Origin of the sequence: Janthinobacterium agaricidamnosum NBRC 102515 = DSM 9628, from assembly GCF_000723165.1 — a bacterium.
GTDB lineage: Bacteria > Pseudomonadota > Gammaproteobacteria > Burkholderiales > Burkholderiaceae_D > Janthinobacterium > Janthinobacterium agaricidamnosum.
The window spans coordinates 1,217,007-1,241,464 of record NZ_HG322949.1 but is presented as its reverse complement, the minus strand read 5'-3'; the positions used below and the strand labels follow the sequence as shown (position 1 = coordinate 1,241,464).

Annotated in this window: 17 protein-coding genes; 10 read left to right on the top strand and 7 right to left on the bottom strand. The window is 62.6% G+C overall.

Annotated features, from left to right (window positions below):
• The first annotated feature begins 15 nt into the window (after positions 1-15).
• From GJA_RS05255 to GJA_RS05230, 6 genes are all read left to right on the top strand, one after another.
• Positions 16-1,404, top strand: a complete 1,389-nt coding sequence (locus tag GJA_RS05255) for a lyase family protein (protein WP_038489508.1) — start codon at positions 16-18, stop codon at positions 1,402-1,404.
• Positions 1,401-2,663, top strand: coding sequence for a bifunctional 4-carboxymuconolactone decarboxylase/3-oxoadipate enol-lactonase PcaCD (gene pcaCD / locus GJA_RS05250; RefSeq protein WP_038489505.1), 1,263 nt, complete (start codon positions 1,401-1,403; stop codon positions 2,661-2,663). Before GJA_RS05255 ends, pcaCD begins: the two co-directional genes overlap by 4 nt.
• 271 nt (positions 2,664-2,934) lie before the next feature.
• Complete coding sequence (locus GJA_RS05245; protein WP_051780342.1) at positions 2,935-3,801, top strand: chitosanase; 867 nt, start codon at positions 2,935-2,937, stop codon at positions 3,799-3,801.
• A 300-nt stretch (positions 3,802-4,101) separates the two neighbouring features.
• Positions 4,102-4,974, top strand: coding sequence for a chitosanase (locus GJA_RS05240; protein WP_197539782.1), 873 nt, complete (start codon positions 4,102-4,104; stop codon positions 4,972-4,974).
• Between the two features lie 302 nt (positions 4,975-5,276).
• Positions 5,277-6,182 (top strand): chitosanase, encoded by a 906-nt coding sequence (locus tag GJA_RS05235; protein ID WP_081905261.1) that lies wholly within the window; start codon positions 5,277-5,279, stop codon positions 6,180-6,182.
• A 760-nt stretch (positions 6,183-6,942) separates the two neighbouring features.
• Complete coding sequence (locus GJA_RS05230; protein WP_277914393.1) at positions 6,943-7,623, top strand: chitosanase; 681 nt, start codon at positions 6,943-6,945, stop codon at positions 7,621-7,623.
• An 18-nt stretch (positions 7,624-7,641) separates the two neighbouring features.
• On the opposite strand, the gene GJA_RS05225 is transcribed toward GJA_RS05230, so the two are convergent.
• The 3 genes from GJA_RS05225 to GJA_RS05215 are packed head-to-tail and all read right to left on the bottom strand — an operon-like array spanning position 7,642 to position 11,926.
• A complete protein-coding gene (locus GJA_RS05225) occupies positions 7,642-9,108 on the bottom strand; it encodes an efflux transporter outer membrane subunit (protein WP_038489496.1) in 1,467 nt (488 codons plus the stop codon).
• A 43-nt stretch (positions 9,109-9,151) separates the two neighbouring features.
• Positions 9,152-10,750: a DHA2 family efflux MFS transporter permease subunit gene (locus tag GJA_RS05220; RefSeq protein WP_038489493.1), complete on the bottom strand. Its 1,599-nt coding sequence runs from the start codon at positions 10,748-10,750 to the stop codon at positions 9,152-9,154.
• Positions 10,751-10,759: 9 nt separating this feature from the next.
• The gene (locus GJA_RS05215) at positions 10,760-11,926 is read right to left on the bottom strand and encodes an HlyD family secretion protein (protein ID WP_038489490.1); all 1,167 of its coding nucleotides are present in this window, start codon (positions 11,924-11,926) and stop codon (positions 10,760-10,762) included.
• A 136-nt stretch (positions 11,927-12,062) separates the two neighbouring features.
• On the opposite strand from GJA_RS05215, the gene GJA_RS05210 reads away from it, so the two are divergent.
• Positions 12,063-12,809 carry a TetR/AcrR family transcriptional regulator gene (locus tag GJA_RS05210; protein WP_081905260.1) on the top strand — a complete coding sequence of 249 codons (747 nt, stop codon included), beginning with the start codon at positions 12,063-12,065 and terminating at the stop codon, positions 12,807-12,809.
• Here GJA_RS05210 and GJA_RS05205 read toward each other — a convergent pair.
• From GJA_RS05205 to aceE, 4 genes are all read right to left on the bottom strand, one after another.
• Positions 12,799-13,956, bottom strand: a complete 1,158-nt coding sequence (locus GJA_RS05205; protein ID WP_038489488.1) for an STAND family AAA ATPase — start codon at positions 13,954-13,956, stop codon at positions 12,799-12,801. The genes GJA_RS05210 and GJA_RS05205 overlap by 11 nt on opposite strands.
• 294 nt (positions 13,957-14,250) lie before the next feature.
• Positions 14,251-16,026: a dihydrolipoyl dehydrogenase gene (gene lpdA, locus GJA_RS05195; protein WP_038489482.1), complete on the bottom strand. Its 1,776-nt coding sequence runs from the start codon at positions 16,024-16,026 to the stop codon at positions 14,251-14,253.
• 10 nt (positions 16,027-16,036) lie between these two features.
• Positions 16,037-17,725 carry a dihydrolipoyllysine-residue acetyltransferase gene (gene aceF / locus GJA_RS05190; protein ID WP_038489479.1) on the bottom strand — a complete coding sequence of 563 codons (1,689 nt, stop codon included), beginning with the start codon at positions 17,723-17,725 and terminating at the stop codon, positions 16,037-16,039.
• A 100-nt stretch (positions 17,726-17,825) separates the two neighbouring features.
• Complete coding sequence (gene aceE, locus GJA_RS05185) at positions 17,826-20,522, bottom strand: pyruvate dehydrogenase (acetyl-transferring), homodimeric type (protein WP_038489476.1); 2,697 nt, start codon at positions 20,520-20,522, stop codon at positions 17,826-17,828.
• Between the two features lie 288 nt (positions 20,523-20,810).
• Between aceE and folD the strand changes: the two genes are divergently transcribed.
• The 3 genes from folD to GJA_RS05170 all read left to right on the top strand — a co-directional run bounded on the left by folD (position 20,811) and on the right by GJA_RS05170 (position 24,423).
• Positions 20,811-21,656: a bifunctional methylenetetrahydrofolate dehydrogenase/methenyltetrahydrofolate cyclohydrolase FolD gene (gene folD / locus GJA_RS05180; RefSeq protein WP_038489473.1), complete on the top strand. Its 846-nt coding sequence runs from the start codon at positions 20,811-20,813 to the stop codon at positions 21,654-21,656.
• A gap of 66 nt (positions 21,657-21,722) precedes the next feature.
• Positions 21,723-23,801: a M3 family metallopeptidase gene (locus GJA_RS05175; RefSeq protein ID WP_038489471.1), complete on the top strand. Its 2,079-nt coding sequence runs from the start codon at positions 21,723-21,725 to the stop codon at positions 23,799-23,801.
• 16 nt (positions 23,802-23,817) lie between these two features.
• Positions 23,818-24,423: a glutaredoxin family protein gene (locus GJA_RS05170; protein ID WP_144241429.1), complete on the top strand. Its 606-nt coding sequence runs from the start codon at positions 23,818-23,820 to the stop codon at positions 24,421-24,423.
• Positions 24,424-24,458 lie beyond the last annotated feature (35 nt).

Below are 24,458 nucleotides of genomic sequence, written 5' to 3'. Positions count from 1 at the left end.
TGGACCGGAGCTGCGATGAGCGTATCCATTTTCGATAATTTCCTCAGCACCGACGCGATGATCGCCGTGTTCGACGACGCGGCGATCGTGCAAGGCATGCTGCGTTTCGAGCAGGCGCTGACCGAGGCGCAAGCCAGCCAGGGCCTGCTGCCGCAGGCCGCCGCGCAAGCCATCGCCGACGCCTGCGACGTGCGCTTGTACGACATGGCGGCGCTGATACAGGCCGGCCGCCGCGCCGGCAGCCTGGCCATCCCGCTGGTCAGGGAATTGACCAGGACCGTGGCGCTGCACGACGGCAAGGCGGCGCAGATGGTCCACTGGGGCGCCACCAGCCAGGATGTGATCGACACGGCGATGGTGCTGGCCACGCGCCATGCGCTGCAATTGCTGGACCGGGATTTGTCGCAATTGAGCGGCAAACTGGCCAGCCTGGCCGAGCGCCATCTGGCGACGCCGGTGCTGGCGCGCACGCTGATGCAGCCGGCCCAGGTGACCAGTCTCGGGTTCAAGCTGACCGGCTGGCTGGCGCCGCTGGTGCGCGCGCGTACCCGGCTGCGCGAGTGTGCCGCCCGCGCGCTGCAATTGCAGCTGGGCGGCGCAGTCGGCACGCTGGCGGTGATGGGCGACGCAGGCCCGCGCGTGGCGGTCTGCGCCGCCGCCGCGCTGGGGCTGAAAGCGGCCGACGCGGCCTGGCACACCCAGCGCGACGACTGGGTCCGGCTCGGCCTGGAAGTGGCGCTGCTGGCCGGCAGTCTCGGCAAGCTGGCCACCGACCTGAGCCTGATGGCGCAAGGCGATATCGGCGAACTGGCGGAACCGGCCGGCGATGGCCGCGGCGGCTCGTCGGCGATGCCGCACAAGCGCAATCCGGTCTCGGCGATGATCGCACTGGCCGCCGCCACCCGCACGCCGCACCATGCCGCCGCGCTGCTGGCCAGCATGGGCCAGCAGCACGAACGCGGGCTCGGCAATTGGCAAGCCGAACTGGCGCAATGGCCGGCGCTCTTCCTCGGCGCGCACGGCGCGCTGCACGCATTGAACGACGCCATCGGCGGCCTGCACATCGACAGTGCCCGCATGCTGCGTAACATCGACGCCCAGCAAGGACTGGTGTTCGCCGAAGCGGTCGCGGCCGAGCTGGCCGGCACCATCGGCAAGCCTGCCGCGCACAGCTTGCTGGAGCGCCTATCCGGCGCCGCCGCGTCCAGCGGACGCCACCTGGCCAGCGTGCTGCAAGATGAACCCGGACCGGGCCGTATCGAGCCGGCCCGATTGGCTGCGCTGTTCGATCCGGTCGCCGCCACCGCGCCCGGACACCGGCTGGCGCAACAGCAACTGGCCAGCCTGCGGCACGATATCGCGGCGCTCGACGCCGTCAATTTTTACCAGGAGAAACCGGCATGAGCTTCGACAATGTGGATCATGATTTCGAGCGCGGCTTGCAGATGCGCCGCGCCATCCTCGGCGATAGCTGGGTCGAGCGTTCGCTATCGAACGCCAACAATTTCAACGCCGATTTCCAGCAGTTGATCACCCGCTTTGCATGGCACGATATCTGGGGCCGGCCCGGACTGGAACAAAAAACCCGGCGCGCGATGGTGCTCGCCACCACCATCGCGCTGGGCCGCTGGGAAGAGTTCGAATTGCATGTGCGCGCCGCGCTGCTGGCGCCGGCCGCCAATCGCCTGTCGCCCGACGAATTGAAGGAAGTGCTGATGCAGTCGGCGGTGTATGCCGGGGTGCCGGCCGCCAATACCGCGTTCGGCCACGCGCAAGCCATCTTGCGCGAAGTCGGTCCGCACATCGGCTATGCGCTGGAAGCAATGGCGCCGGCCGCTGCCAGCCATCCCGGTTATGGCCGGGCCGGATACACCAGCAGCAAGCCCGCGCTGCACTACAGCGTGCGCGCCCCGCGCAATGGCAAGGCGCCGCGCCACACCATCGTGCTGAGCCACGCGCTGGGATGCGACCTGAGCATGTGGGATGGGCTGGCTCATGTGCTGGCCGAGGAGCACCGCGTGATCGTGTACGACCAGCGCGGCCATGGCGGGTCCGCTGCGCCGCCGGGACCGTACACGATGGCCGAACTGGCCGACGATGCGGCGCGCCTGCTGCTGGAACTCGACACCGGCCCGGTGGTGTGGATCGGCCTGTCAATGGGCGGCATGGTCGGCCAGGAACTGGCGCTGCGCCATCCGGCGCTGCTGTCCGCGCTGGTGGCAGCCAACACCACCTCCGGCTATCCGGAAGCGGCGCGCGACATGTGGCGGCAACGCGTGGCCAGCGTGTGCGCCGGCGGCATGGCGGCGATTGCCGATGGCGTCATGCAGCGTTATTTCCATGACGCTTATCGCGCGGCCGATCCGGCCACGGTGGAACGCTTCCGGCGCCGCCTGCTGGCCACCGACAGCGACGGTTATATCGCCTGTTGCGGCGCGGTGGCGGACATCGCCACCACTGCCCGCCTGCAACAGATAACGGTGCCGGTGCTGCTGATCGCCGGTGAACTCGACAGCGGCACCCCGCCGGCGATGGCCGGGATCATGGCCGCGCAGCTGCCCAATACACAGTTGCGGCTGATCGCACAGGCGTCGCATATCAGTGTCATCGAACAGCCATCGGTGTTTGCCGGATTGGTGTGTGAATTCTTGCAGGAGTTGTAATGGCAGCTGTGGCCAGAACGGCGACCAGGGCTGGCTAGCCACAGCAGATTTTTCGCAATCGGATTTGCAAAAATAAGTATACAAATAATCTATATTAATTATTAAAATCGGTGTGGAACCGTTGCCACAGCAACTGTTTCATGAGGGCCACGCTTACCTAGCCAATGATCCTTGATTATTTTTCATCTGAATTACTTCAAAAGCAAGGAACTGGGCTCCGTGCCAAGTTGGAGCCAAGATCGTCGGATAAAAAAACCATAGGGTAACAATTATGACTTCTACAAAGACACATTTTAACAGGACTAACAGCGCCGTCTTCCTGGCCGTCAGCCTGGCCTTGGGCGCTTGCGGCGGCAATGCCGGATCGGAAGGCGCCGGCGCCACGTCGCTGCAGGGCCAGGCGGTGGTCGCCGCCGCGCCGGACGGTCTCAGCGCCCCGGCCAAGAAAGACATCGCGATGCAACTGGTGTCCAGCGCCGAAAACTCGTCGCTGAACTGGAAGGCGCAATACAGCTACATCGAAGACATCGGCGACGGCCGCGGCTACACCGGCGGCATCATCGGTTTCACGTCCGGCACCAGCGACATGCTGGCACTGGTCGAAGCCTATAACAAGACCAAGCCGAACAATGTGCTGAGCAAATATCTGCCGGCGCTGCGCAAGGTCAATGGCAGCGCCTCGCACGCCGGCCTCGATCCGAATTTTGTGCCGGACTGGAAAACCGCCGCCAAAGACGTGGTGTTCCAGCAAAGCCAGGACACGCTGCGCGATAATCAATATTTCAATCCGTCGGTTACGCTGGCCAAGCAGGACGGCTTGCGCACGCTGGGACAATTCATCTATTACGATGCGATCGTCATGCACGGCCCGGGCAGCGACAACCAGCGCAGCAGCCTGCAAGGGATACGCGCCGAGGCGCTGCGCCGCGCGACGCCGCCATCCAAGGGCGGCAACGAAACGACTTATCTGAACGCCTTCCTGGATGTGCGGCGCGCGCTGATGCTCAGCGAAGCCGATCACGGCGGCAATGTCGACCGGATCGACACCGAGCAGCGGGTGTTCCTGCGCAATGGCAACCTGGACTTGAACACGCCATTGAACTGGTCGGTCTACGGCGACCAATACCAGATCCGCTAAGCGCCAGCAAGCCTGCGTCCGCCATCGCGGGCGCAGGCCCGGCCAGGAAGTCCGGCCCTTACCAATTATCTATCTGTTTTTTCGACATCCGCTTTGCAAAAATAGCGGTAGAAAAATCTCGCCCTCCCCCCTTAGAATCGCTACTGAAATCCTATCGCCACGGGTTTCAGCAGGCATTGCATGTCCCATGCGATGCCTTCCCTGACTATTTCTCATCTGAGTTAATTTCAACACAATGCACCGGAATAGCCGCGCGTTGGCGCACCGGGATTGTCGAATAAAAAACATAGGGAATGACAAATGACTTATATCGCACCATATATGAGGCGCAAGCATGCGGCCGTGCTGCTCGCCATCAGCGTTGGATTGACATTAGGCGCGTGCGGCGGCGGCAATGCCGAACCGGGCGCCGCCGCGACCTCGCTGCAAGGCCGCGTGGTCGTGGTCAATACGCCGGACGGCCTGAACGCACCGGATAAAAAGGAGCTCGCGATGGAACTGGTGTCCAGTTCCGAAAACTCGACGCTGGACTGGAAGTCGCAATATGCGATTATCGAAGACATCGGCGATGAGCGCGGTTATACCGCCGGCCTGGTCGGTTTCACCTCGGCCACCGACGACATGCTCGACCTGGTCAAGGCGTATACCGTTGCCGAGCCAGGCAATATCCTGAGTCAATATTTACCAGCGCTGCAGCAAGTGAATCACAGCGCCTCGCACGCCGGCCTCGATCCGAATTTTGTGCCGGACTGGAAGAACGCCGCCACCGATCCCGTGTTCCAGCAAGCCCAGATGAACGTATTAAATGCGCAATATTTCGATCCCGCCGTGATCCTGGCCAAGCAGGATGGCCTGGGCACGCTGGGACAATTCATTTACTACGACGCCATCGTCATGCACGGTCCGGGTAGCGCCAAGAAACCGCACAGCCTGCAAGGCATCCGCGCCGCGGCGCTGCTCAAGGCCCTGCCGCCGGCCCGGAAAGGCGATGAAACGGCGTACCTGGCCGCCTTCCTGGATGCCCGCCGCGCGCTGATGCTGACCGAGTCCGACCACAAGCACAATATCGACCGGATCGACACCCAGCAGCGCCTGTTCCTGACAAGCGGCAACCTGAACTTGAACACGCCGCTGAGCTGGAAAGTCAACCACGATCCCTATCAAATCAATTGACGTCCGCTGGCGCCCGGCCGGCGAGCGCAGTCGGGCACCGGCCAGGCACCTGCCGCGAAAAGCGACACCGATAGCCGGCCCGATCGAGGGGCCGCTGTTCTGTCGAAGCACGGCAGGCAAGAAAAGCTCCCTTCACGTAAAATCTCTGCGGCATCATTGCGCCGCAAAGTTTCAGCGAAGACCGGGACCCGCACGCCTGTGATCTTTTGTTATTTTTTTCTCGTCAACTCAAACGACCAGCTGGCCACTTGACAAGGTTGTGTGGCCGGCATGCTCGCACAAAAAACCACAGGGTATTAATCATGACTTATTTCGCCACATATTTTGGCCGGAGCAACGCTACCGTGCTGTTCGTCATCGGATTGACGTTAAGCGCTTGCGGCGGTGGAGGAGGCGCAGGCGGCCAGCCGGCCAACCCCAGCGCACCGGCCGGCCCGGACACGCCGGTCGTGACCCCGCCGCCACCGCCGTCACCGCCACCGGCCTCTGCAGACGGCTTGAGCGCGGCCGACAAGAAGGAAATCGCGATGCAGCTGGTCTCCAGCGCCGAAAACTCATCGCTGAACTGGAAGGCGCAATACGGCTATATCGAGGATATCGGCGACGGTCGCGGTTATACCGCCGGCATCATCGGCTTCACCTCCGGCACCGGCGACATGCTGGAACTGGTCACCGCCTATAACGCGATCCAGCCAGTCAATGTGCTGGGCAAATACCTGCCGGCGCTGCGCAAGGTCAATGGCAGCGCCTCGCACGATGGCCTCGATCCGAATTTCGTCGCCGATTGGGGCATTGCCGCCCAAGATGCGGTATTCAAGCAAAGCCAGGACACGCTGCGCGATAATGAATATTTCAATCCCGCCGTGGCGCTGGCCAAGCAGGACGGTTTGCGCACGCTGGGCCAATTCATCTACTACGACGCGATCGTCATGCACGGCCCGGGTTCGGATACCCAGCGCAGCAGTTTTAACGGCATCCGCGCCGTTGCGCTGCAAAAGGCGCTGCCGCCATCGAAGGGCGGCGATGAAACAGCGTACCTGAACGCGTTCCTGGATGTGCGGCGCGCACTGATGCTCAGCGAATCCGACCACGCCGGCAATATCGACCGGATCGATACCGAGCAGCGCCTGTTCCTGCAAAATGCGAACCTGGACTTGAAAACGCCGTTGAACTGGAAGGTCAACCAGACCTCTTTCCACATTCCCTGACGCGCATCCGCGCTGACAAAAACAGGCCGGCGGCCGCGATGGCCGGCGCCGGCCCGGCCCGGCCGCAGCCGCGCGACGGGTCTGTCAGAACCTGTCCCGGCAGGCGATGTATTGTCTGCCGGAACAGGCTCTAAGAGCCTATCCCAGTAGTGAGCGTCTTGTTCTGGCCGCGCATCGGGAGCGCGGACCAGGCGTGAGGAGGACGCGTGGCGGGCCACGCGACGACGATCAACCCAGTCCCCGTTCCTGAGGAGCGCCAGAACAGGGCATATTCATCTACTGGGACAGGCTCTAAGTAGATCCCCTAAGCATCTCCCGTATACCTGAGGCTGCCTCAGTTTTTCGCAATCCAATTTGCAAAAATAGCTATAGAAAAAGTCAGTCTTGATCCTTTAGAATTGAAGGCGAAATCACGCCGCCGCCAGGTTTCGGAGAGGACCATATCCTGTATCCGATGTGAACCTCCCCTCTGTTTTTCATCTTCCGCAATTCAACTAGACCGACGAGCTGGACTTCAGTCCAGGTCGGCTGACCAGCATCGCCGGACAAAAACCACAGGGTATCAACCATGACTTACAAGACGACACATTCTGGCCAGCGGCACGCTACCGTGCTCATTACCATGGCACTGGCGCTGGTCTTAAGCGCTTGCGGCGGTGGCAGCGGGCAGACAGGAAATTCCAGTTCATCATTGCTGCCAGGCCAGTCAGTGGCCGCCGCGGCGGACGGCCTGAGCGCAGTGGACAAAAAGGAAATCGCGATGCAACTGGTCGCCAGCGCCGAAAATTCATCGCTGGACTGGAAGGCGCAATATGCCTATATCGAAGACATCAGCGACGGCCGGGGTTATACCGGCGGCATCATCGGTTTCACGTCCGGCACCGGCGACATGCTGGAACTGGTCGAAGCCTACACCAAGACCAACTCAGGCAATGTGCTGAGCACATACCTGCCGGCGCTGCGCAAGGTCAACGGCACCGCGTCGCACGCCGGCCTCGATCCGAATTTTGTAGCCCACTGGAAAGTCGCCGCCAAGGATCCGGCGTTCCAGAAAGGCCAGGACACGCTGCGCGACAATATGTATTTCAATCCGTCCGTGGCACAGGCCAAGCAAGACGGTTTGGGGACGCTGGGACAATTCATCTACTACGACGCGATCGTCATGCACGGGCCGGGCGGCGACACGCTCAGCAATAGTTTTTACGGCTTGCGCGCCCAGGCGCTGCGCCGCGCATTGCCGCCGTCGCAGGGCGGCAATGAGACGGCGTACCTGAATGCGTTCCTGGATGTGCGGCGCGCGCTGATGGCCGGTGAATCCGACCATGCCGGCAATGTCGACCGGATCGACACCCAGCAGCGCCTGTTCCTGAAAAACGGCAACCTGGACTTGAAAACGCCGTTGAGCTGGAGCGTCAACGGCGATTCATACCAGATCCCCTGATCCTGCTACAGGCTGGCGTTATTGTGCGCTGGCGCCGTCAGCCACCGCCGCCAGCGCGGCGCTGGGCTGCCAGCCGGCGCCCAGCGCACGCGCCACGGCGACCGTCGCCAGCAGGCGCTGGGTCTTGATCTGTACCGCCGCGCGGTCGGCCGCCAGCGAACTGCGCTGCGCGTCGGTGACGTCGAGGTAGTTCGACACGCCGCGCTCGTAACGCGCGCGCGCCACCAGGTAGGCGCGCGCCGCCGCCTGCTGCGACTCTTGCTGGGCCTGGCCCTGCAACTGGCGCTGTTCCAGGTCCGACAACGCGTCTTCCACTTCGCGCAAGGCGGTCAGCAGCTTGCTTTCATGGTCGGCCAGCGCTTCTTCGTAACGCGCCTTGGTCAGCGCCAGGTTGGCCTCGTTGCGGCCACCGGAAAAGATCGGCAGCGACAAGGACAACGGCCCGGCGCTGAACTGGCGCGCACCGCCCTTGGCCAGGTCGCGCAAGCTTTCCGACGCATAGCCGTAACTGCCGGTCAATTTCACCGATGGGTAAAACGCGGCTTCGGCGATGCCGATTTGCGCATTGGTCGAGCGCAGGTTGGCCATGCTGCCGGCCAGGTCGGGACGCTGCGCCAGCAGGCTGGCCGGCAAGCCGACCGGAATCGCCGGCGGTTGCGGCAACGCTTCGGCATGCTCGGCGGCCGGCAATGACATCTCGGCCGGCGATTTGCCGATCAACACAGCCAATTTATTTTCCAGCAAATTACGCTGCCGCCGCACCTCGTGCAAATCGGCCTGCGCGTTGGCCCGTTCGACCCGCGCGCGGGCCAGGTCCAGTTCATTGGTCAAGCCGGCGTTGAAGCGCGCCTCGACCAGTTGCTCCGATTCGCGGCGGGTGGCCAGCGCGCCGTCCAGGATCGCCATCTCGGCGTCCAGGCCGCGCAATTGCCAGTAGTTGGTCGCCACTTGCGACGCCAGCATCAGCAGCACGCCGTCGCGGCTGGCCTCGGCCACCAGCACCTCGGCATCGGCCGCCTCGACCAGTCGGCGCAATTGGCCGACCAGGTCGAGTTCATACGAAAACGACACGCCGGCGCTGTAGTTGTTGCCGCTGATCGACTGTCCGCCCAGCGCCAGTCCTTGCGAAGTATAGGCCGAACTGCGGGTATTCGACACACCGATGCCGCCGTCCACTTCCGGCATCCGGGCCGCGTGCGCGCGGTTGGTTTGCGCCAGCGCCTGCAGCAGGCGCTGGGCCGCCACGCGCACGCTCGGATTGTCGCGCAGCGCGCCCTGTTCGAGGCGGTCCAGGGTCGCGTCGCCGAACACGCTCCACCAGTCTTTCGGCAACTGCGCGGTATTGTCGCTGGCGCCGGCCTGGTACCGGAAAGCGCTGTCGGCGACATGCGCCGGCGCCTTGAAATCCGGGCCGACCGTGGTGCAGCCGGCCACCGCCAACGCGGCGCCAACGGCCACGGTGATGCTTTTTAAACGTGTCAACATAATCAATACCTCTGTCATTATTTATCGGGGCATGCTCAGGCGCTTAATGCCCGCCGCCACCGCTGCCCGGCGCCTTCAATTTATCGGCCAGCCACAGCGGCACGATACAGCCGATCAAGATGCAGCCAATCAGGAAAAAGCCGTCGTTGTAAGCCATCACATACGCTTCGCGCCGCACCACGCCGTCGATCGCCGCCAGCGCCTGCTGGCCGGCGGTGACCGCGTCGTAGCCCTTGCCGATGAAGGACTGGGTCAGCTGGTCGATCCGCAATTGGGTGGCGCTTGCCAGCATGCTGACCGATTCGCCCAGCCGCTGCGAATGAAAATGTTCGCGCGTGCTGAGCGCCGTCGCCAGCAGCGCGATGCCGATCGAACCGCCCAGGTTTCGGGTCATGTTGAACAGGCTCGACGCCGACGGCATGTCTTTCGGCGCCACGCCTTTCATGGCGAAGTTCGACAAGGTCAGCATGACGAACGGCTGGCCCAGCGCGCGCACCACTTGCGACCACAGCAGCTGGTCGTAGCCGGTGCCCGCGTCCATGTACGCGTTCATCAGGCAGGAGCCGCCGAACAACAGCAAGCCGAAGCTGCACAGGATGCGGTTGTCGACCCGCGACGACATCCTGGCGACGAACGGCATGATCAGCAATTGCGGCAAGCCGACCCACATGATCACTTCGCCGATCTGCATCGGCGAATAGCCGGCGATCTGGCCGAGGAACAGCGGCAGCAAAAAGGCCGAACCGTACAAGCCCATGCCGGTCACCGCCGACAGCACGGTGGCCACCAGGAAGTTACGCGTGCCATACAGCGACAGGTTGACGAACGGCTCCTTGCTGGTGGCATTGGTGATGACCCAGCCCAGCAGGCCGGCGATCGCCAGGCCGGCGAAGGTGATGATGAACAGCGAATCGAACCAATCCTTGGTATTGCCCTCTTCCAGGAAAATCGTCAGCGAACCGAGACCGAGCGCCATGCAGGCGATGCCCAGCCAGTCGGCTTTCCACAGCAATGTCAAGTTCTTCGGCTCGCGCTCCAGGCCGTACATCATGCCGGCGATCAGCAGCACGCCCGGCACCCAGTTGATGTAGAAAATCGATGGCCAGCCATAGATTTCGCTGAGGTAGCCGCCCAGCGTCGGTCCCATCGCCGGCGCCAGCGTCGCAGTCAGGCCGAAAATGGCGACGCCGGTGGAGCGCTTGGCCGGCGGCAGCTTGGTCATCACCAGCGTGAACGCCATCGGTATCAGCGCGCCGCCGGTAAAGCCTTGCAGCATGCGGAACACGATCATGCTTTGCAGGTTCCACGACGCGCCGCACAAGGTCGAAAACAGCAGGAACAAGGAAGTGGTGCCGATCATATAGGTGCGCAAGCCGAACGCCCGCGTCAACAGCGCGGTCAGCGGGATGACGATGATTTCCGCCACCAGGTAGGCGGTGGAAATCCACGAGCCTTCTTCCTGGGTGGCCGACAGCGCGCCGAGGATATCCTTCAGCGACGAGTTGGTGATCTGGATGTCGAGCACCGCCATGAAGGCGCCCAGCATGCCGGCCGCGACCGCGATCCAGGTACGGCCGGACACGTGTTCGCTGATGGCAGGAAAGGCTGGCGGCCGTGCCAGTGTGGTTGTCGAGCTGCTCATGGCTGCTGCTTAGCGGGTCGCGGTCTTGGTGGCGCCGCCGGCGGCCTCGGGCTGGTTCACTTCCACTTCGGCGACCACCGACATGCCCGGCACCAGGCGGCCGTCGAGGGCCTTGATGTCTTCCGGCTTGAACACGACCTTGACCGGCACGCGCTGCACGATCTTGGTGAAATTACCGGTGGCGTTATCGGCCGGCAGCAACGCGAATTGCGCGCCCGATGCAGGGGCGAAGCTGTCCAGCGTGCCGACCAGTTTCTTGCCCGGCAGCGCATCGACGCGGACATGCACAGCCTGGCCGCGATGCAGGTCGGCCAGCTGCGTTTCCTTGAAGTTGGCGGTGACCCATACATTGTCTTGCACGATGGCGGCCAATTGCTGGCCGGGCTGCACCCGCATGCCGGTCTCGACATTGCGCTTGCCGATGCGGCCCGATACCGGCGCCAGGATCTGGTTATACGCCAATTGTTGTTGCGCGTCTTTCAATTGCACACGCAATACTTCCACTTGCGCCTTCAACACGTCGCGGGCCGCGCCGGCTGCGGCGATCTGCTCCTTGGCGGCGGCCGCGCTGTCGCGGCGCGCGGCCAGGTCGGCCACCGCGCTGGTCCGGCCGGCGTTGGCGGCATCCACTTCCGCTTTCGACACGGCTTTCATCTGGCTGGTATACAACTGGCCAAAACGGTCGGCGTCCTGTCTGGCGCGCAGCAGCAGCGCTTCCGACTGCACCACTTGCGCCTGCGCCGCGCTCGCTTGCGCCTTCACCTGGGCGATTTGCGCATCGGATTGCAAGACTTGCTGCTCGGCGCTGGCGATCTGGGCCTGGATTTGCTCGGCCTTGACGCGCTGGTCGAATGGATCGAGTTCGGCGATCACATCGCCTTCCTTGACCACCTGGTTATCGTCGATCAGCACGCGGGTGACCACGCCGGCAATGCGCGAGGACACCGGATGTACGTGGCCGGACACATAGGCATTGTCGGTATCGACGAAATAATGGCTGCGATACCACATGCGGCCGCCGGCGCCGATCGCGGCGATCGCGATCAGGCCGGCGATGACCATCACACGGCGGTTCGGCGGCGTCGCCGCGGCGGGCGCAACAGGGGCCGACGCCGGGACTGCTGGCGGTACCGCGCCAAGTACTTTTTGTTCGGCCAGGTTGTGCTGCTCAGACATACTGCGCTCCAAAAATGAAATGATATAGGTTCATTATTGGGCAAAGAAAATCCAAAGTCAAGAAATGAAACGATTGCATTTCATTTTATTTTGAACTACAGTACGGACATTCACAACAAGTACAGATCGCAGAGACATGTCATTAGCCAGCCGCAAAAATGACGCGTCGGATCATGCCCAGCCGGACGTGGCCGACCCGATTTCCACCGACAGCACACCGGCGCCGGCGTCAGATCCCGAATTCTGTTGCGCCAGCAAGCCGGCCGGACGCCCGCGCGCCGCCGACCAGGAAGCGCGCCTCGAACATTTGCTCGATACGGCCGGTTGCCTGTTCCTGCAACATGGTTACGGCAAGGTCAGCCTGGAAAGCATCGCGCGCGAAGCGCACGTCGCGGTACGTACGATTTACGTCAAGTTCGGCGGCAAGGCCGGCTTGTTCAATGCGGTGGTGGAACGGCGCCGTTCGGCCTATTTCTCGACGATGACGGCGATGGATGCCGATCGCCGTCCGATGCAAGAGATACTGGGCGATTTTGCGCTGCGCTTCGTCAGGCTGATCAACAAGCCGGAAGCGGTGCGCCTGAACCGGATGGTGGTCGCCGAGGCGGAAGCCTCGCCGGAACTGGCGCTGACCTTCCACAAGGTCGGCCCGGGCCAGACCCGCGAATTATTGATACGCTTTTTCAGCCGGCCCGCCATCCGCAGCCATTTCCGCGAACAAGTGCCGGTCGACATGCTGGCGTTGCACCTGATCAACTGCCTGATGGGCGATCAAATGTCGCGCCTGCTGTTCCCGTCGACCCATATGCCGAGCGACCAGGAATCGCGCCGCAACGCGGAACAGGGACTGGACCTGTTCTTCAAGGGCACCCTCAAGTCTTGATCAGGTCAGCTGGTATGCTGCGGCTCAGGTAAGGCATGCCGGGCAGCGCCAGGCCGGACGCCGGCAAGGATTCCGTTGCGGATTCCGGATCGGCGTCCGGCCCGCTCGCTTGCGCCAGCCCGTAACGCATCAGGTCGCTAGATGTTTCAAAGCGCTGCGCCAGGAAAAAAGTGCGGAAATAATCAAACTGAAACGCCACCTGGCCATCTGTTTTCAGCAACAAGCCATTCTGGTACAAACTGTCCAGCAACACTTCGGCGCTCCAGCACATGCCGGCCACGGCGCAATAATCGCTGGCGAAACGTTCCAGCTCGGATTGTTGCAAGGCCAGCCGGTCCGCCTCGAACAGCCACAGCGCCAGCTCGATCAGGAAGCCGCGCGCCGCCGTGGCACCTGGAACCGTCTCATCGGCAGGCAGCCCCGGATTCGGCTTGCCCAGCAAGCCATCGATGTAGCCATCGGCCGGATTAATACGCGGCAACAAGGTGGCAAACACATATTCCGCATCCATGCGATAGGTTTCCTTGCCGTTCGGCGTGTACACCGAGGTGGCCCGGAAATCGTTGCGCTGCTCATCGTAGACCCGCAGCGCGACGGTCCAGCGCGGTTCCGGCTCGGCATTGAACTCCAGCAGCGCATACGCGGGAAAACAGCCTTCAGACCGGCACAGGCCGCCGGGATTGCTTTTATATAAAACTCCCAGCGCATTCATCAGCGACACTGCGCTGTCGGCCTGTTTATGCCCGTGGAACACCGCGTGGATATTCTTGTAGTGCGCCCGCTGCCCGGCGCCAGCTTCGGCCAGGGTCGAGAAAAAACTGAAGCCGGTACCGCCAAAACTGTCCTGCCGGATCCCGCCCGGCGCGCGGCCGCCCGGCACCAGGTAAAAGCGCATGCCCGGCGACGCGGCCGCCTGCAGCACCGGGCGCAGGAATTGTTCATACACATAGGCTGGCGTGGCGCCGCCACCGGAATCGGGAGCCGCGTCGCGCGCCACCAGTTCGCCGCTGAAGAAAATCGCATCGATGTGCTGGCCGCTGGCGCGGTACGCGGCGATATCGGCGAACAGCGCGCAGATGCCCTCTTGCTGGAAATCGCTGCGCCTGAGCTTCGCGTCGGAGATATGGAGCGCGGTAAATTTTTTCATGATCCTACGGCTTGTGGTATCCATCACGGGCTTGGGGAAAAGCTACATTGTTGAGCCCTGGTCCGGAAGCACGACCGATACACGGCGGTTGGCAATGACTGATCAACAGCTTGGCAATATAAAATCCCTGGAGAAAGAATTTTCACACTTTTACCGTAGGGCAATACTCTCCAATCTACACGACGTTGAAATATCAATCCCCGCGGACTCTTCGATTGGTGAAATCAACTGCCGGGGACGTAAAAAAACCGGGACGGCCTGGCGGCGGTCCCGGTTTTCTATGCTGCTGACAGCTTAGCGCTTGCGCGGCGGCGGCAAATCGGTGCACACGCCTTCGTACACTTCGGCCGCCATGCCGATCGATTCGCCCAGCGTCGGGTGAGGATGGATGGTCTTGCCGATGTCGGTGCCGTCGGCGCCCATCTCGATCGCCAGCGCGATTTCACCGATCATGTCGCCGGCGTGCGTGCCGACGATGGTACCGCCGACGATGCGGTGGGTTTCCGCGTCGAACAGCAGCTTGGTGTAGCCTTCGGCGCGGCCATTGGCCACGGCGCGGCCGGAAGCGGCCCAAGGGAAGTGGCCCTTCTCGACCTTGATGCCCTTGGCTTTCGCTTCGTCTTCGGTAATGCCGGCCCATGCCACTTCCGGATCGGTGTAGGCCACCGATGGAATCACCTTGACGTCGAAGTGCGACTTCTGGCCTGCCGCCGCTTCAGCGGCAACGTGGCCTTCATGCACCGCCTTGTGGGCCAGCATCGGCTGGCCGACCAGGTCGCCGATGGCGAAGATGTTCGGCACGTTGGTGCGCATCTGGCTGTCGACATTGATGAAGCCGCGGTCGGTCACTTGCACGCCAGCCTTGTCGGCGGCCAGTTTCTTGCCGTTCGGGCTGCGGCCGACGGCCACCAGCACCAGGTCGTAGAGCTGCGGCGCAGGCGCGGTGGCGCCCGCTTCCGCTGCTTCAAAGCTGACCTTGATGCCTTCCGGCAGGGCTTCGACAGCAACCGTCCTGGTCTTGGTCATGATGTTGTCGAAGCGTTTTTCGTTGAACTTTTGCCAGACCTTGACCGCATCGCGGTCGGCGCCCTGCATCAGTCCATCCATCATTTCAACCACGTCGATGCGCGCGCCGAAGGTCGAGTACACCGTCGCCATTTCCAGGCCGATGATGCCGCCGCCGATGACCAGCATGCGTTTCGGGATCTGGCGCAACTCCAGCGCGCCGGTCGAATCGACGATGCGCGGATCTTCCGGCACGAACGGCAGTTTGACCACCGACGAACCGGCGGCGATGATGGCCTGCTTGAACTGCACAACCTTCTTGGTGCCGTCAGCAGCCGTCACTTCGATGTGGTTGGCGCTCAGAAACTGGCCGACACCAGTGACCACTTGCGTCTTGCGTGCCTTGGCCATGCCGGCCAGACCGCCGGTCATGTTCTTGATCACGCCTTCCTTGTACTTGCGCACCTGGTCGATGTCGATGGCCGGCTTGGCGAACGTGACGCCGGTGTGGGACATATGCGCCGTCTCGTCGATCACCGACGCCACGTGCAGCAGCGCTTTCGACGGGATGCAGCCGACGTTCAGGCAGACCCCGCCCAGCGTTACATAACGCTCGACGATGACGGTGCTCAGCCCCAGGTCGGCCGCGCGGAACGCCGCCGAATAACCGCCGGGACCGCCGCCCAGCACCATCATGTCGACATCGATATCGACCTGGCCGCTGTAATTGCCGGCCGGGACGATCGCGGCCGCTGGCGCAGCAACAGGTGCTGCTGCCGGTGCAGGCGCAGCAGCAGCGGCTGGTGCCGGGGCAGTTGCATCGGCACCAGCCGCATCGACCACCAGCAGCACGCTGCCTTCGGCGACTTTATCGCCGACCTTGATCTTCAATTCCTTGACCACGCCGGCGTGGGTCGAAGGAATTTCCATGCTGGCCTTGTCCGATTCCACGGTGATCAGCGACTGGTCCACCTTGATGGTGTCGCCCACCTTGACCATCAGTTCGATGACTTCGACTTCCTTGAAGTCGCCGATATTCGGTACTTTTACCTCTACTGTGCTCATCAATCGCTCCTTACAGCAGAATTTTGCGCATGTCGGCCAGCACTTCGCCGAGGTACACCGAGAACCGCGCGCCCATCGCGCCGTCGACCACCCGGTGATCGTAGGACAGCGAGGTGCCCATCATCAGGCGCGGCTGGAAGGCCTTGCCGTCCCATACCGGCTTGATCGACGCTTTCGACAGGCCCAGGATGGCCACTTCCGGCGCATTGACGATCGGCGTGAAATGCGTGCCGCCAATGCCGCCCAGCGACGAGATGGTGAAGCTGGCGCCCTGCATGTCGGCCGGTTTCAGCTTGCCTTCGCGCGCTTGCAGCGACAAATCGGTCATTTCCCTGGCGATTTGCGTCACGCTCTTCTGGTCCGCGTTCTTGATCACAGGAACCACCAGGCCGTTCGGCGTGTCGGCCGCGAAGCCGATGTTGTAGTACTGCTTCAAGATCAGGTTTTCGCCCTTGGGGTCCAGCGAAGCGTTAAATGCCGGGAATTTCTTCAGCGCGGCGACCGACGCCTTGATGACGAACGCCAGCATGGTCAGCTTGGCGGCATCCTTGTTCTTGGCGTTGGCGGCGTTGGTGTCGACGCGGAACGCTTCCAGGTCGGTCACGTCGGCTTCGTCGAACTGGGTGACGTGCGGGATCATGACCCAGTTGCGGTGCAGGTTGGGGCCGCTGATTTTCTTGATGCGCGACAGCGGCAGCAATTCGGTGGCGCCGAATTTGCTGAAGTCCAGCGACGGCCATGGCAGCAAGTCCAGGCCCACGCCGGAACCGGCCTTGGCGACCGGCGCCGCATTGGCAGCACCTGGCGCGGCGACGGCGCCCGACATCACGCCCTTGACGAAATTCTGCACGTCTTCCTGGGTGATGCGGCCTTTCGGACCGGAACCGCCCACGCGGGCCAGCTCGACGCCCAGTTCGCGCGCGAACTTGCGGATCGATGGCGATGCGTGCGCCAGCTTGCCGTTGACGGCAGACGCGGCGGCTGGCGCAGGGGCAGCCACAGGCGCCGCGGCGGCGACAGGGGCGGCAGCGGCCGGGGCCGCGACGGCGGCAGCCGGAGCCGGTGCGGCGGCTGGCGCGGCGGCGGGTGCGCCAGCGCTGGCTTCCAGGACCAGCACCAGGCTGCCTTCGGCGACCTTGTCGCCAACCTTGATTTTCAGTTCCTTGACGACACCGGCGTGGCTGGACGGGATTTCCATGCTGGCCTTGTCGGATTCCACCGTCACCAGCGACTGGTCGACCTTGACGGTGTCGCCCACCTTGACCATCAGTTCGATGACTTCGACTTCCTTGAAGTCGCCGATATCCGGCACCTTGACTTCGACCAGGCCGCCGCTAACGGCTGGCGCAGGAGCAGCGGCCGCAGGCGCTGCTGCGGCTGGCGCTGGCGCGGCGGCGGGAGCGGTAGCCGGTGCGGCAGCCGGCGCGGTAGCCGGTGCGGTAGCCGGCGCTGCTGCGGCGCCTTCAGCTTCCAGTACCAGCAACAGCGAACCTTCGGCGACTTTCTCGCCGACCTTGACCTTGATTTCCTTGATGACGCCGGCGTGGCTCGATGGAATTTCCATGCTGGCCTTGTCGGATTCGACGGTGATGAGGGATTGATCGACCTTGATCGTATCGCCAACCTTGACCATCAGTTCGATGATCTCCACTTCCTTGAAATCGCCGATATCCGGGACTTTCACTTCCACAATGCTCATAGCGTGTGCTCCGTTCTTATAGTGTCAGAAAGGCTCCCTGCAGCCGGCCGCGGCGTTATTACGCCGCACGGCACGGTTGTCAGGGAGCCCGCAAAAACGATTACTGGGTCACCGGATTTGGCTTGTTGGCGTTGATGCCGTACTTGGCAATCGCCTGCTCCACCACCGCAACCTCGATCTTGCCTTCGTCGGCCAGCGATTTCAATGCCGCGACCGTCACATAATAACGGTTCACTTCAAAGAACTCGCGCAGTTTCTCGCGGCTGTCCGAGCGGCCGAAACCATCGGTGCCCAGCACTTTATAGGTGCGGCCCTTCGGCATGAAGGCGCGGATCTGTTCGGCGAATGCGCGCATGTAGTCGGTGGTGGCGACGATCGGGCCCTGGCTGTCCTGCAGCAGCGACGTGACGTACGGCACGCGTTGCGGCTGGCTAGGGTTGACCATGTTCCAGCGTTCGGCGTCCTGGCCGTCGCGGGCCACCAGCGTCAGCGATGGCGCCGACCAGATATCGGCGGCCACGCCCCAGTCGCTTTGCAACAATTCGGCGGCGGCGATCGATTCGCGCAGGATGGTGCCGCAACCGATCAGCTGCACGCGCAGCTTGGCGTCGGCCTGACCTTCCTGCAGCTTGTACATGCCCTTCAAGATACCCGCTTCCTGGCCTGGCTTGATGCCTGGCTGGGCGTAGTTCTCGTTCATGATCGTGATGTAGTAGAACACATCTTCCTGGTTGGCGACCATGCGGCGCAAGCCGTCCTGGATGATGACCGCGACTTCATGGCTGAAGGTCGGATCGTACGGCATGCAGGTCGGGATGGTCGCGGCGAAGATATGGCTGTGGCCGTCTTCGTGCTGCAAGCCTTCGCCGTTCAGCGTGGTGCGGCCGGCGGTGCCGCCCATCAGGAAGCCGCGTGCGCGCATGTCGCTGGCGGCCCACACCTGGTCGCCGATGCGCTGGAAGCCGAACATCGAGTAGAAGGTGTAGAACGGGATCATGATGCGGTCGTTGGTCGAATACGACGTCGCGGCGGCGATCCACGAGCTCATGCCGCCCGCTTCGTTGATGCCTTCTTGCAGGATCTGGCCGGCCTTGTCTTCGCGGTAGTACATCACCTGGTCTTTATCGACCGGCTCGTACAACTGGCCTTTCGGGTTGTAGATGCCGATCTGGCGGAACAGGCCCTCCATGCCGAAGGTGCGCGACTCATCGACCAGGATAGGCACCACGCGCTGCCCCAGGTTCGGGTCTTTCAGCAGCGTCGAAATGACGCGCACGAAGGCCTGGGTGGTCGAGATTTCACGGCCTTCAGGCGTCGCTTCCAGCACGTTCTTGAACACGTCCAGGGCCGGCACCGGCAGGGTTTCTTCCGCTTGCCGGCGGCGCTGCGGCAGGTAGCCGCCCAGCGCCTTGCGGCGCTCGTGCAGGTAGACCATTTCCGGCGCATCGTCGGCAGGCTTGAAGAACGGGATATCGGCCAGCTTGTCGTCCGGGATCGGCAGCGAGAAACGGTCGCGCATTTCGCGGATCGCCTCGTCGTCCAGTTTCTTGGTCTGGTGCGCGGTGTTGCGCGCTTCGCCGGACTTGCCCATGCCGTAGCCCTTGACGGTTTTCACCAGCAGCACGGTAGGCTGGCCCTTGGTTTCCTGGGCGACCTTGAAGGCGGCGTAGATCTTGTGCGGATCGTGGCCGCCGCGGGTCAGGCGCCAGATGTCGTCGTCGCTCATGTTGGCGACCATTTCCAGCAGCTTCGGATGCTTGCCGAAGAAGTGCTTGCGCACGTAGGCGCCGTCCTTGGCCTTGAAGTTCTGGTACTCGCCGTCGACGGTATCCATCATCACTTGCTGCAGGATGCCTTCCTTGTCTTGCGCCAGCAGCGCGTCCCAGCCCGGACCCCAGATGACCTTGACGACGTTCCAGCCGGCGCCGCGGAATTCGCCTTCCAGTTCCTGGATGATCTTGGTATTGCCGCGTACCGGGCCGTCCAGGCGCTGCAGGTTGCAGTTGACCACGATGACCAGGTTGTCCAGCATGTCGCGCGCGGCCAGGCCGATCGCGCCCAGCGATTCCGGCTCGTCCATCTCGCCGTCGCCGCAGAATGCCCACACCTTGCGGTTGTCGGTCTTGGCGATGCCGCGTGCGTGCAGGTACTTCAGGAAGCGCGCCTGGTAGATCGCCATGTGCGGCCCGAGGCCCATCGACACGGTCGGGAACTGCCAAAAGTCCGGCATCAATTTAGGATGCGGGTACGAGGACAGGCCCTTGCCGTCGACTTCCTTGCGGAAGTTCAGCAACTGGTCTTCGCTCAAGCGGCCTTCGAGGAAGGCTCGCGCGTAGATGCCGGGCGACGAGTGACCCTGGATGTACAGCAGGTCACCGCCGTGATCAAGGGTCGGCGCGTGCCAAAAATGGTTGAAGCCGATGCCCAGCATATTGGCCAGCGAGGCGAAGCTCGACAAGTGGCCGCCCAGGTCGCCGTCGGCGCGGTTGGCCTTGACCACCATCGCCATCGCGTTCCAGCGCATCCACGAGCGCAGGCGCTCTTCGTATTCCAGGTTGCCCGGGCAGTGTGCTTCGAGGTGGGTCGGGATGGTGTTGACGTAGGCGGTATTGCTGGAGAACGGGATTTGCGAGCCGCGGCGGCGCGCCAGATCGACCAGCTTTTCCATCAGGTAGTGCGCGCGCTCGGGGCCTTCATTTTCCAGCACCGCTTCAAGCGCGTCCAGCCATTCTTTGGTTTCCTGCGTATCCGGGTCCAGGGCGGGTTGCGCCGTCACCTGATTGATTTGCTCTGACATCTGCTGAGTCTCCTTTTGTGAGCGCCCCACCCCGATTTCCTGATCGCTGTCGGACGGTATTTCGCTGATTATTTACTAATAATGTAGATTAGTGCTGGGATTCTAACAGGTCATTCCTGCTTTTTCAAATTACGGTATAGCTTTTCACATTGTGGAATTCACCTATGAGAAAAATGGTGCAGTGCCGCATTTTTTGGCAGAAAATCTATCTTGTGGCAGAGGCAAAAATCATCGCGCCCGGCTCCAGACCTTATAATGGCGTTTTCTTCAATCCCACCAGCCTATACCATGCCAGCTCAATTGATAGACGGAATCCAACTCTCCCAAAAACTGCGCGCCGAAATCGCCACGCGCGCCGCCGCGCTGACCGCCAAGGGCAGCCAGCCGGGCCTGGCCGTGATACTGGTCGGAGAAGATCCTGCCAGCCAGGTATATGTGCGCAACAAGGTCAAGGCGTGCGGCGACGTCGGATTCCACTCGGTACTGGAAAAATACGAAGCCGACCTGAGCGAAGCCGCCTTGCTGGAACGCATCGCCGCGCTGAACGCCGATCCGGCCATCCACGGCATCCTGGTGCAGATGCCGCTGCCAAAACACATCAACCCGCACAAAGTGATCGAAGCGATCGCCACCACCAAGGACGTCGACGGTTATTCCGTATTGAGCGCCGGCGAATTGCTGACCGGCTTGCCGGGCTTCCGCCCTTGCACCCCGTATGGCTGCATGAAACTGATCGAAAGCACCGGCGTCGATCTGCGCGGCAAGCACGCGGTAGTGATCGGCCGCAGCAACACGGTCGGCAAACCAATGGCGCTGCTGCTCTTGCAAGCCAACGCCACCGTCACCATCTGCCATAGTGCCACCCCGGATCTGGGCCATTACACCCGCAACGCCGATATCGTGGTCGCCGCCGTCGGCCGCCGCAACACGCTGACCGCCGACATGGTGCGCCCCGGCGCGATCGTGATCGACGTCGGCATGAACCGCGACGACGCCGGCAAGCTGTGCGGCGACGTGGACTTTGCCGGCGTCAGGGAAGTCGCTTCGCACATCACCCCGGTACCGGGTGGCGTCGGTCCGATGACCATCACCATGTTGCTGATGAACACGGTGGAAGCGGCGGAACGGATCTGATACGGGGCTTACTAATATAGCGGGGCGCAGCAAGCGGGCGCCCCACATGACCAAATGGAAACACTGATGACTACTCAAAACCCTTTGCTGGATTTCTCGGGCTTGCCGCGTTTCGATGCCATCAAGCCGGAACACGTCACCCCGGCCATCGACACCTTGCTGGAACAGGCGCGGGCCACCGTGGCGCGGCTGGTCAGCCCCGCCGAGCAAGTCACCTGGGACAATTTTGTTGCGCCGCAAGATGACGTTTCAGAAACTCTGGGCCGGGCCTGGAGTATCGTCAACCATTTGAATGGCGTGGTCGATACGCCTGAATTGCGCGCCGCCTACAATGAAAACCAGCCCAAGGTCACCGAATTCTGGACCGAGCTGGGCCAGAACGAAGTATTGTTCGACAAATTCAAGACGCTGCAAGCGAGCCCGGAATTCGCCACCCTGGGCGCCACCCGCCAGCGCATCGTCGAACAGGCGATCCGCGGCTTCCGCCTGAGCGGCGCCGAATTACCAGCGGACAAGAAAGAACGCTTTGCCGAGATCCAGGAAGAACACGCGGCCACCTCGACCCGTTTTTCCGAAAACACGCTAGACGCCACCAACGACTATACATTGCTGGTGACCGACGAAGCCGACCTGGCCGGCTTGCCGGACGACGTCAGGCACGCGGCCCGGGCCGCCGCCGAAAAAGACGGCAAGCAAGGCTATCAGTTCAGCCTGCATTTCCCCTCGTATTACCCGATCCTGCAATTCGCCGACCAGCGCTCGCTGCGCGAAACCATTTATCGCGCCAACGCCACCAAGGCGTCCGACATGGGCGTCGATTTCAGCGAAAAAGATAAATGGGACAACGGGGCCAACATCAGCACCTTGCTGAGATTGCGCGACGAAGAAGCCAGGATGCTCGGTTATAAAAACTTCGCCGAAGTGTCGCTGGTGCCGAAGATGGCGCAAAGCCCGGAACAGGTGATCGCCTTCCTGGAAGACCTGGCCACCCGCGCGCGCCCGTACGCCGAACAGGACCTGACCGAATTGCGCGCCTTCGCCAGCGAAGAACTGGGCCTGGCCGAATTGGCCGCGTGGGACATGCCGTACGCGTCGGAAAAACTGCAAGAACGCCGCTACGCTTTTTCGGCCCAAGAAGTCAAACAATACTTCCCTGAACACAAAGTCATCGCCGGCCTGTTCCGCGTGGTGCAAAGCCTGTTCTCGGTCTCCATCGTCGCGGACCAGGCCAGCACCTGGCATCCATCGGTGCGCTTCTACCGCATCGAACGCGATGGCGAGCTGGTCGGCCAGTTCTACCTCGACCTGTACGCGCGCGCCGGCAAGGCTGGCGGCGCGTGGATGGACGACGCGCGCGGCCGGCGCCGCATGCCGGACGGCAAGCTGCAAACCCCGGTGGCCTACCTGACCTGCAATTTCACCGAACCGGCCGTCATCGACGGCGCACTGCAGCCATCGCTGTTCACGCACGATGAAGTGATCACGCTGTTCCACGAATTCGGCCACGGCTTGCACCACATGCTGACACAGATCGATGAAATCAGCGTGTCCGGCATCCTCGGCGTCGAATGGGATGCGGTCGAATTGCCGTCGCAATTCATGGAAAATTTCTGCTGGGAATGGGAAGTGCTGGAACACATGACGGCCCACGTCAAGACCGGCGAACCGCTGCCGCGCGCACTGTACGACAAGATGCTGGCAGCCAAGAACTTCCAGTCCGGCCTGCAAACCCTGCGCCATGTCGAGTTTTCGCTGCACGATATGCATTTGCACTACGACTACGATCCAAACAGCGGCAAGACCGTGCAGGAAGTGATCGACGACGTGCGGCGCAAGTTCTCGGTGATGATACCGCCAGCCTACAACCGCTTCCAGAATGCCTTCGGCCACATCTTCGCCGGCGGCTACGCGGCCGGTTATTACAGCTACAAATGGGCCGAAGTGCTGTCGGCCGACGCGTACAGCGCGTTTGAAGAAGCGGCCGCGCTGGGCGGCGGCGTGATGTCGGCTGAAACCGGCAAACGCTTCCAGCAAGAAATCCTGGCGGTCGGCGGTTCGCGGCCGGCGCTGGAATCATTCACCGCCTTCCGCGGCCGCGAACCGAGCATCGACGCCTTGCTGCGCCACAGCGGCATGGCGGCTTGACCGCGCAGGAATGAAGATGTCCTGGAAACCGGCTCCGCTGCTGTTGCTGCTATGTGCAGCGGCGGCGGCCGGCGCCCAGGTCTATGAATGGAAGGATGACAAGGGCGTCCGGCATTTCAGCGACACGCCCCCGCCGCCTTCCGTTTCCAAGGTCAAGGTCCGGCCCGGCGATAACAGTGCGCCGGAGCCAAACGGTTTGCCGTACGCGCTGGCCGACGCCGTCAAGCGCCACCCGGTGGTGTTGTACACCGGCAACCAGTGCGACGCGTGCGACCAGGGCCGCGCGCTGTTGCAGGCGCGCGGCATTCCGTTCCAGGAAAGAACCGTCGACAGTTCGGCCGACTTGGCCGCGCTGAACCGGGCCGGCGGCGCCGGCAAATTGCCGCTGCTGCTGGTTGGCAATGATAAACACAGCGGTTTCGAGGCCAGCGCGTGGAATGCGGCCTTGAGCGCCGCGAGTTATCCGGCGCAACGCCGCTTGCCGCCCGGCTACCGAGCAGCGGCCACCGTGCCGGCCGCGCCGCCGCTGCCGGCCGCCGCGCCGGCAGTCCAGCCTGAACCGGACGACTTGCCATCGCAAAAACCGCCACCGTTGAACGCCCCGCCAAATTTTCAGTTTTAACGCCGGACCAGGTGTAAAATTAATAACAGCGGTTT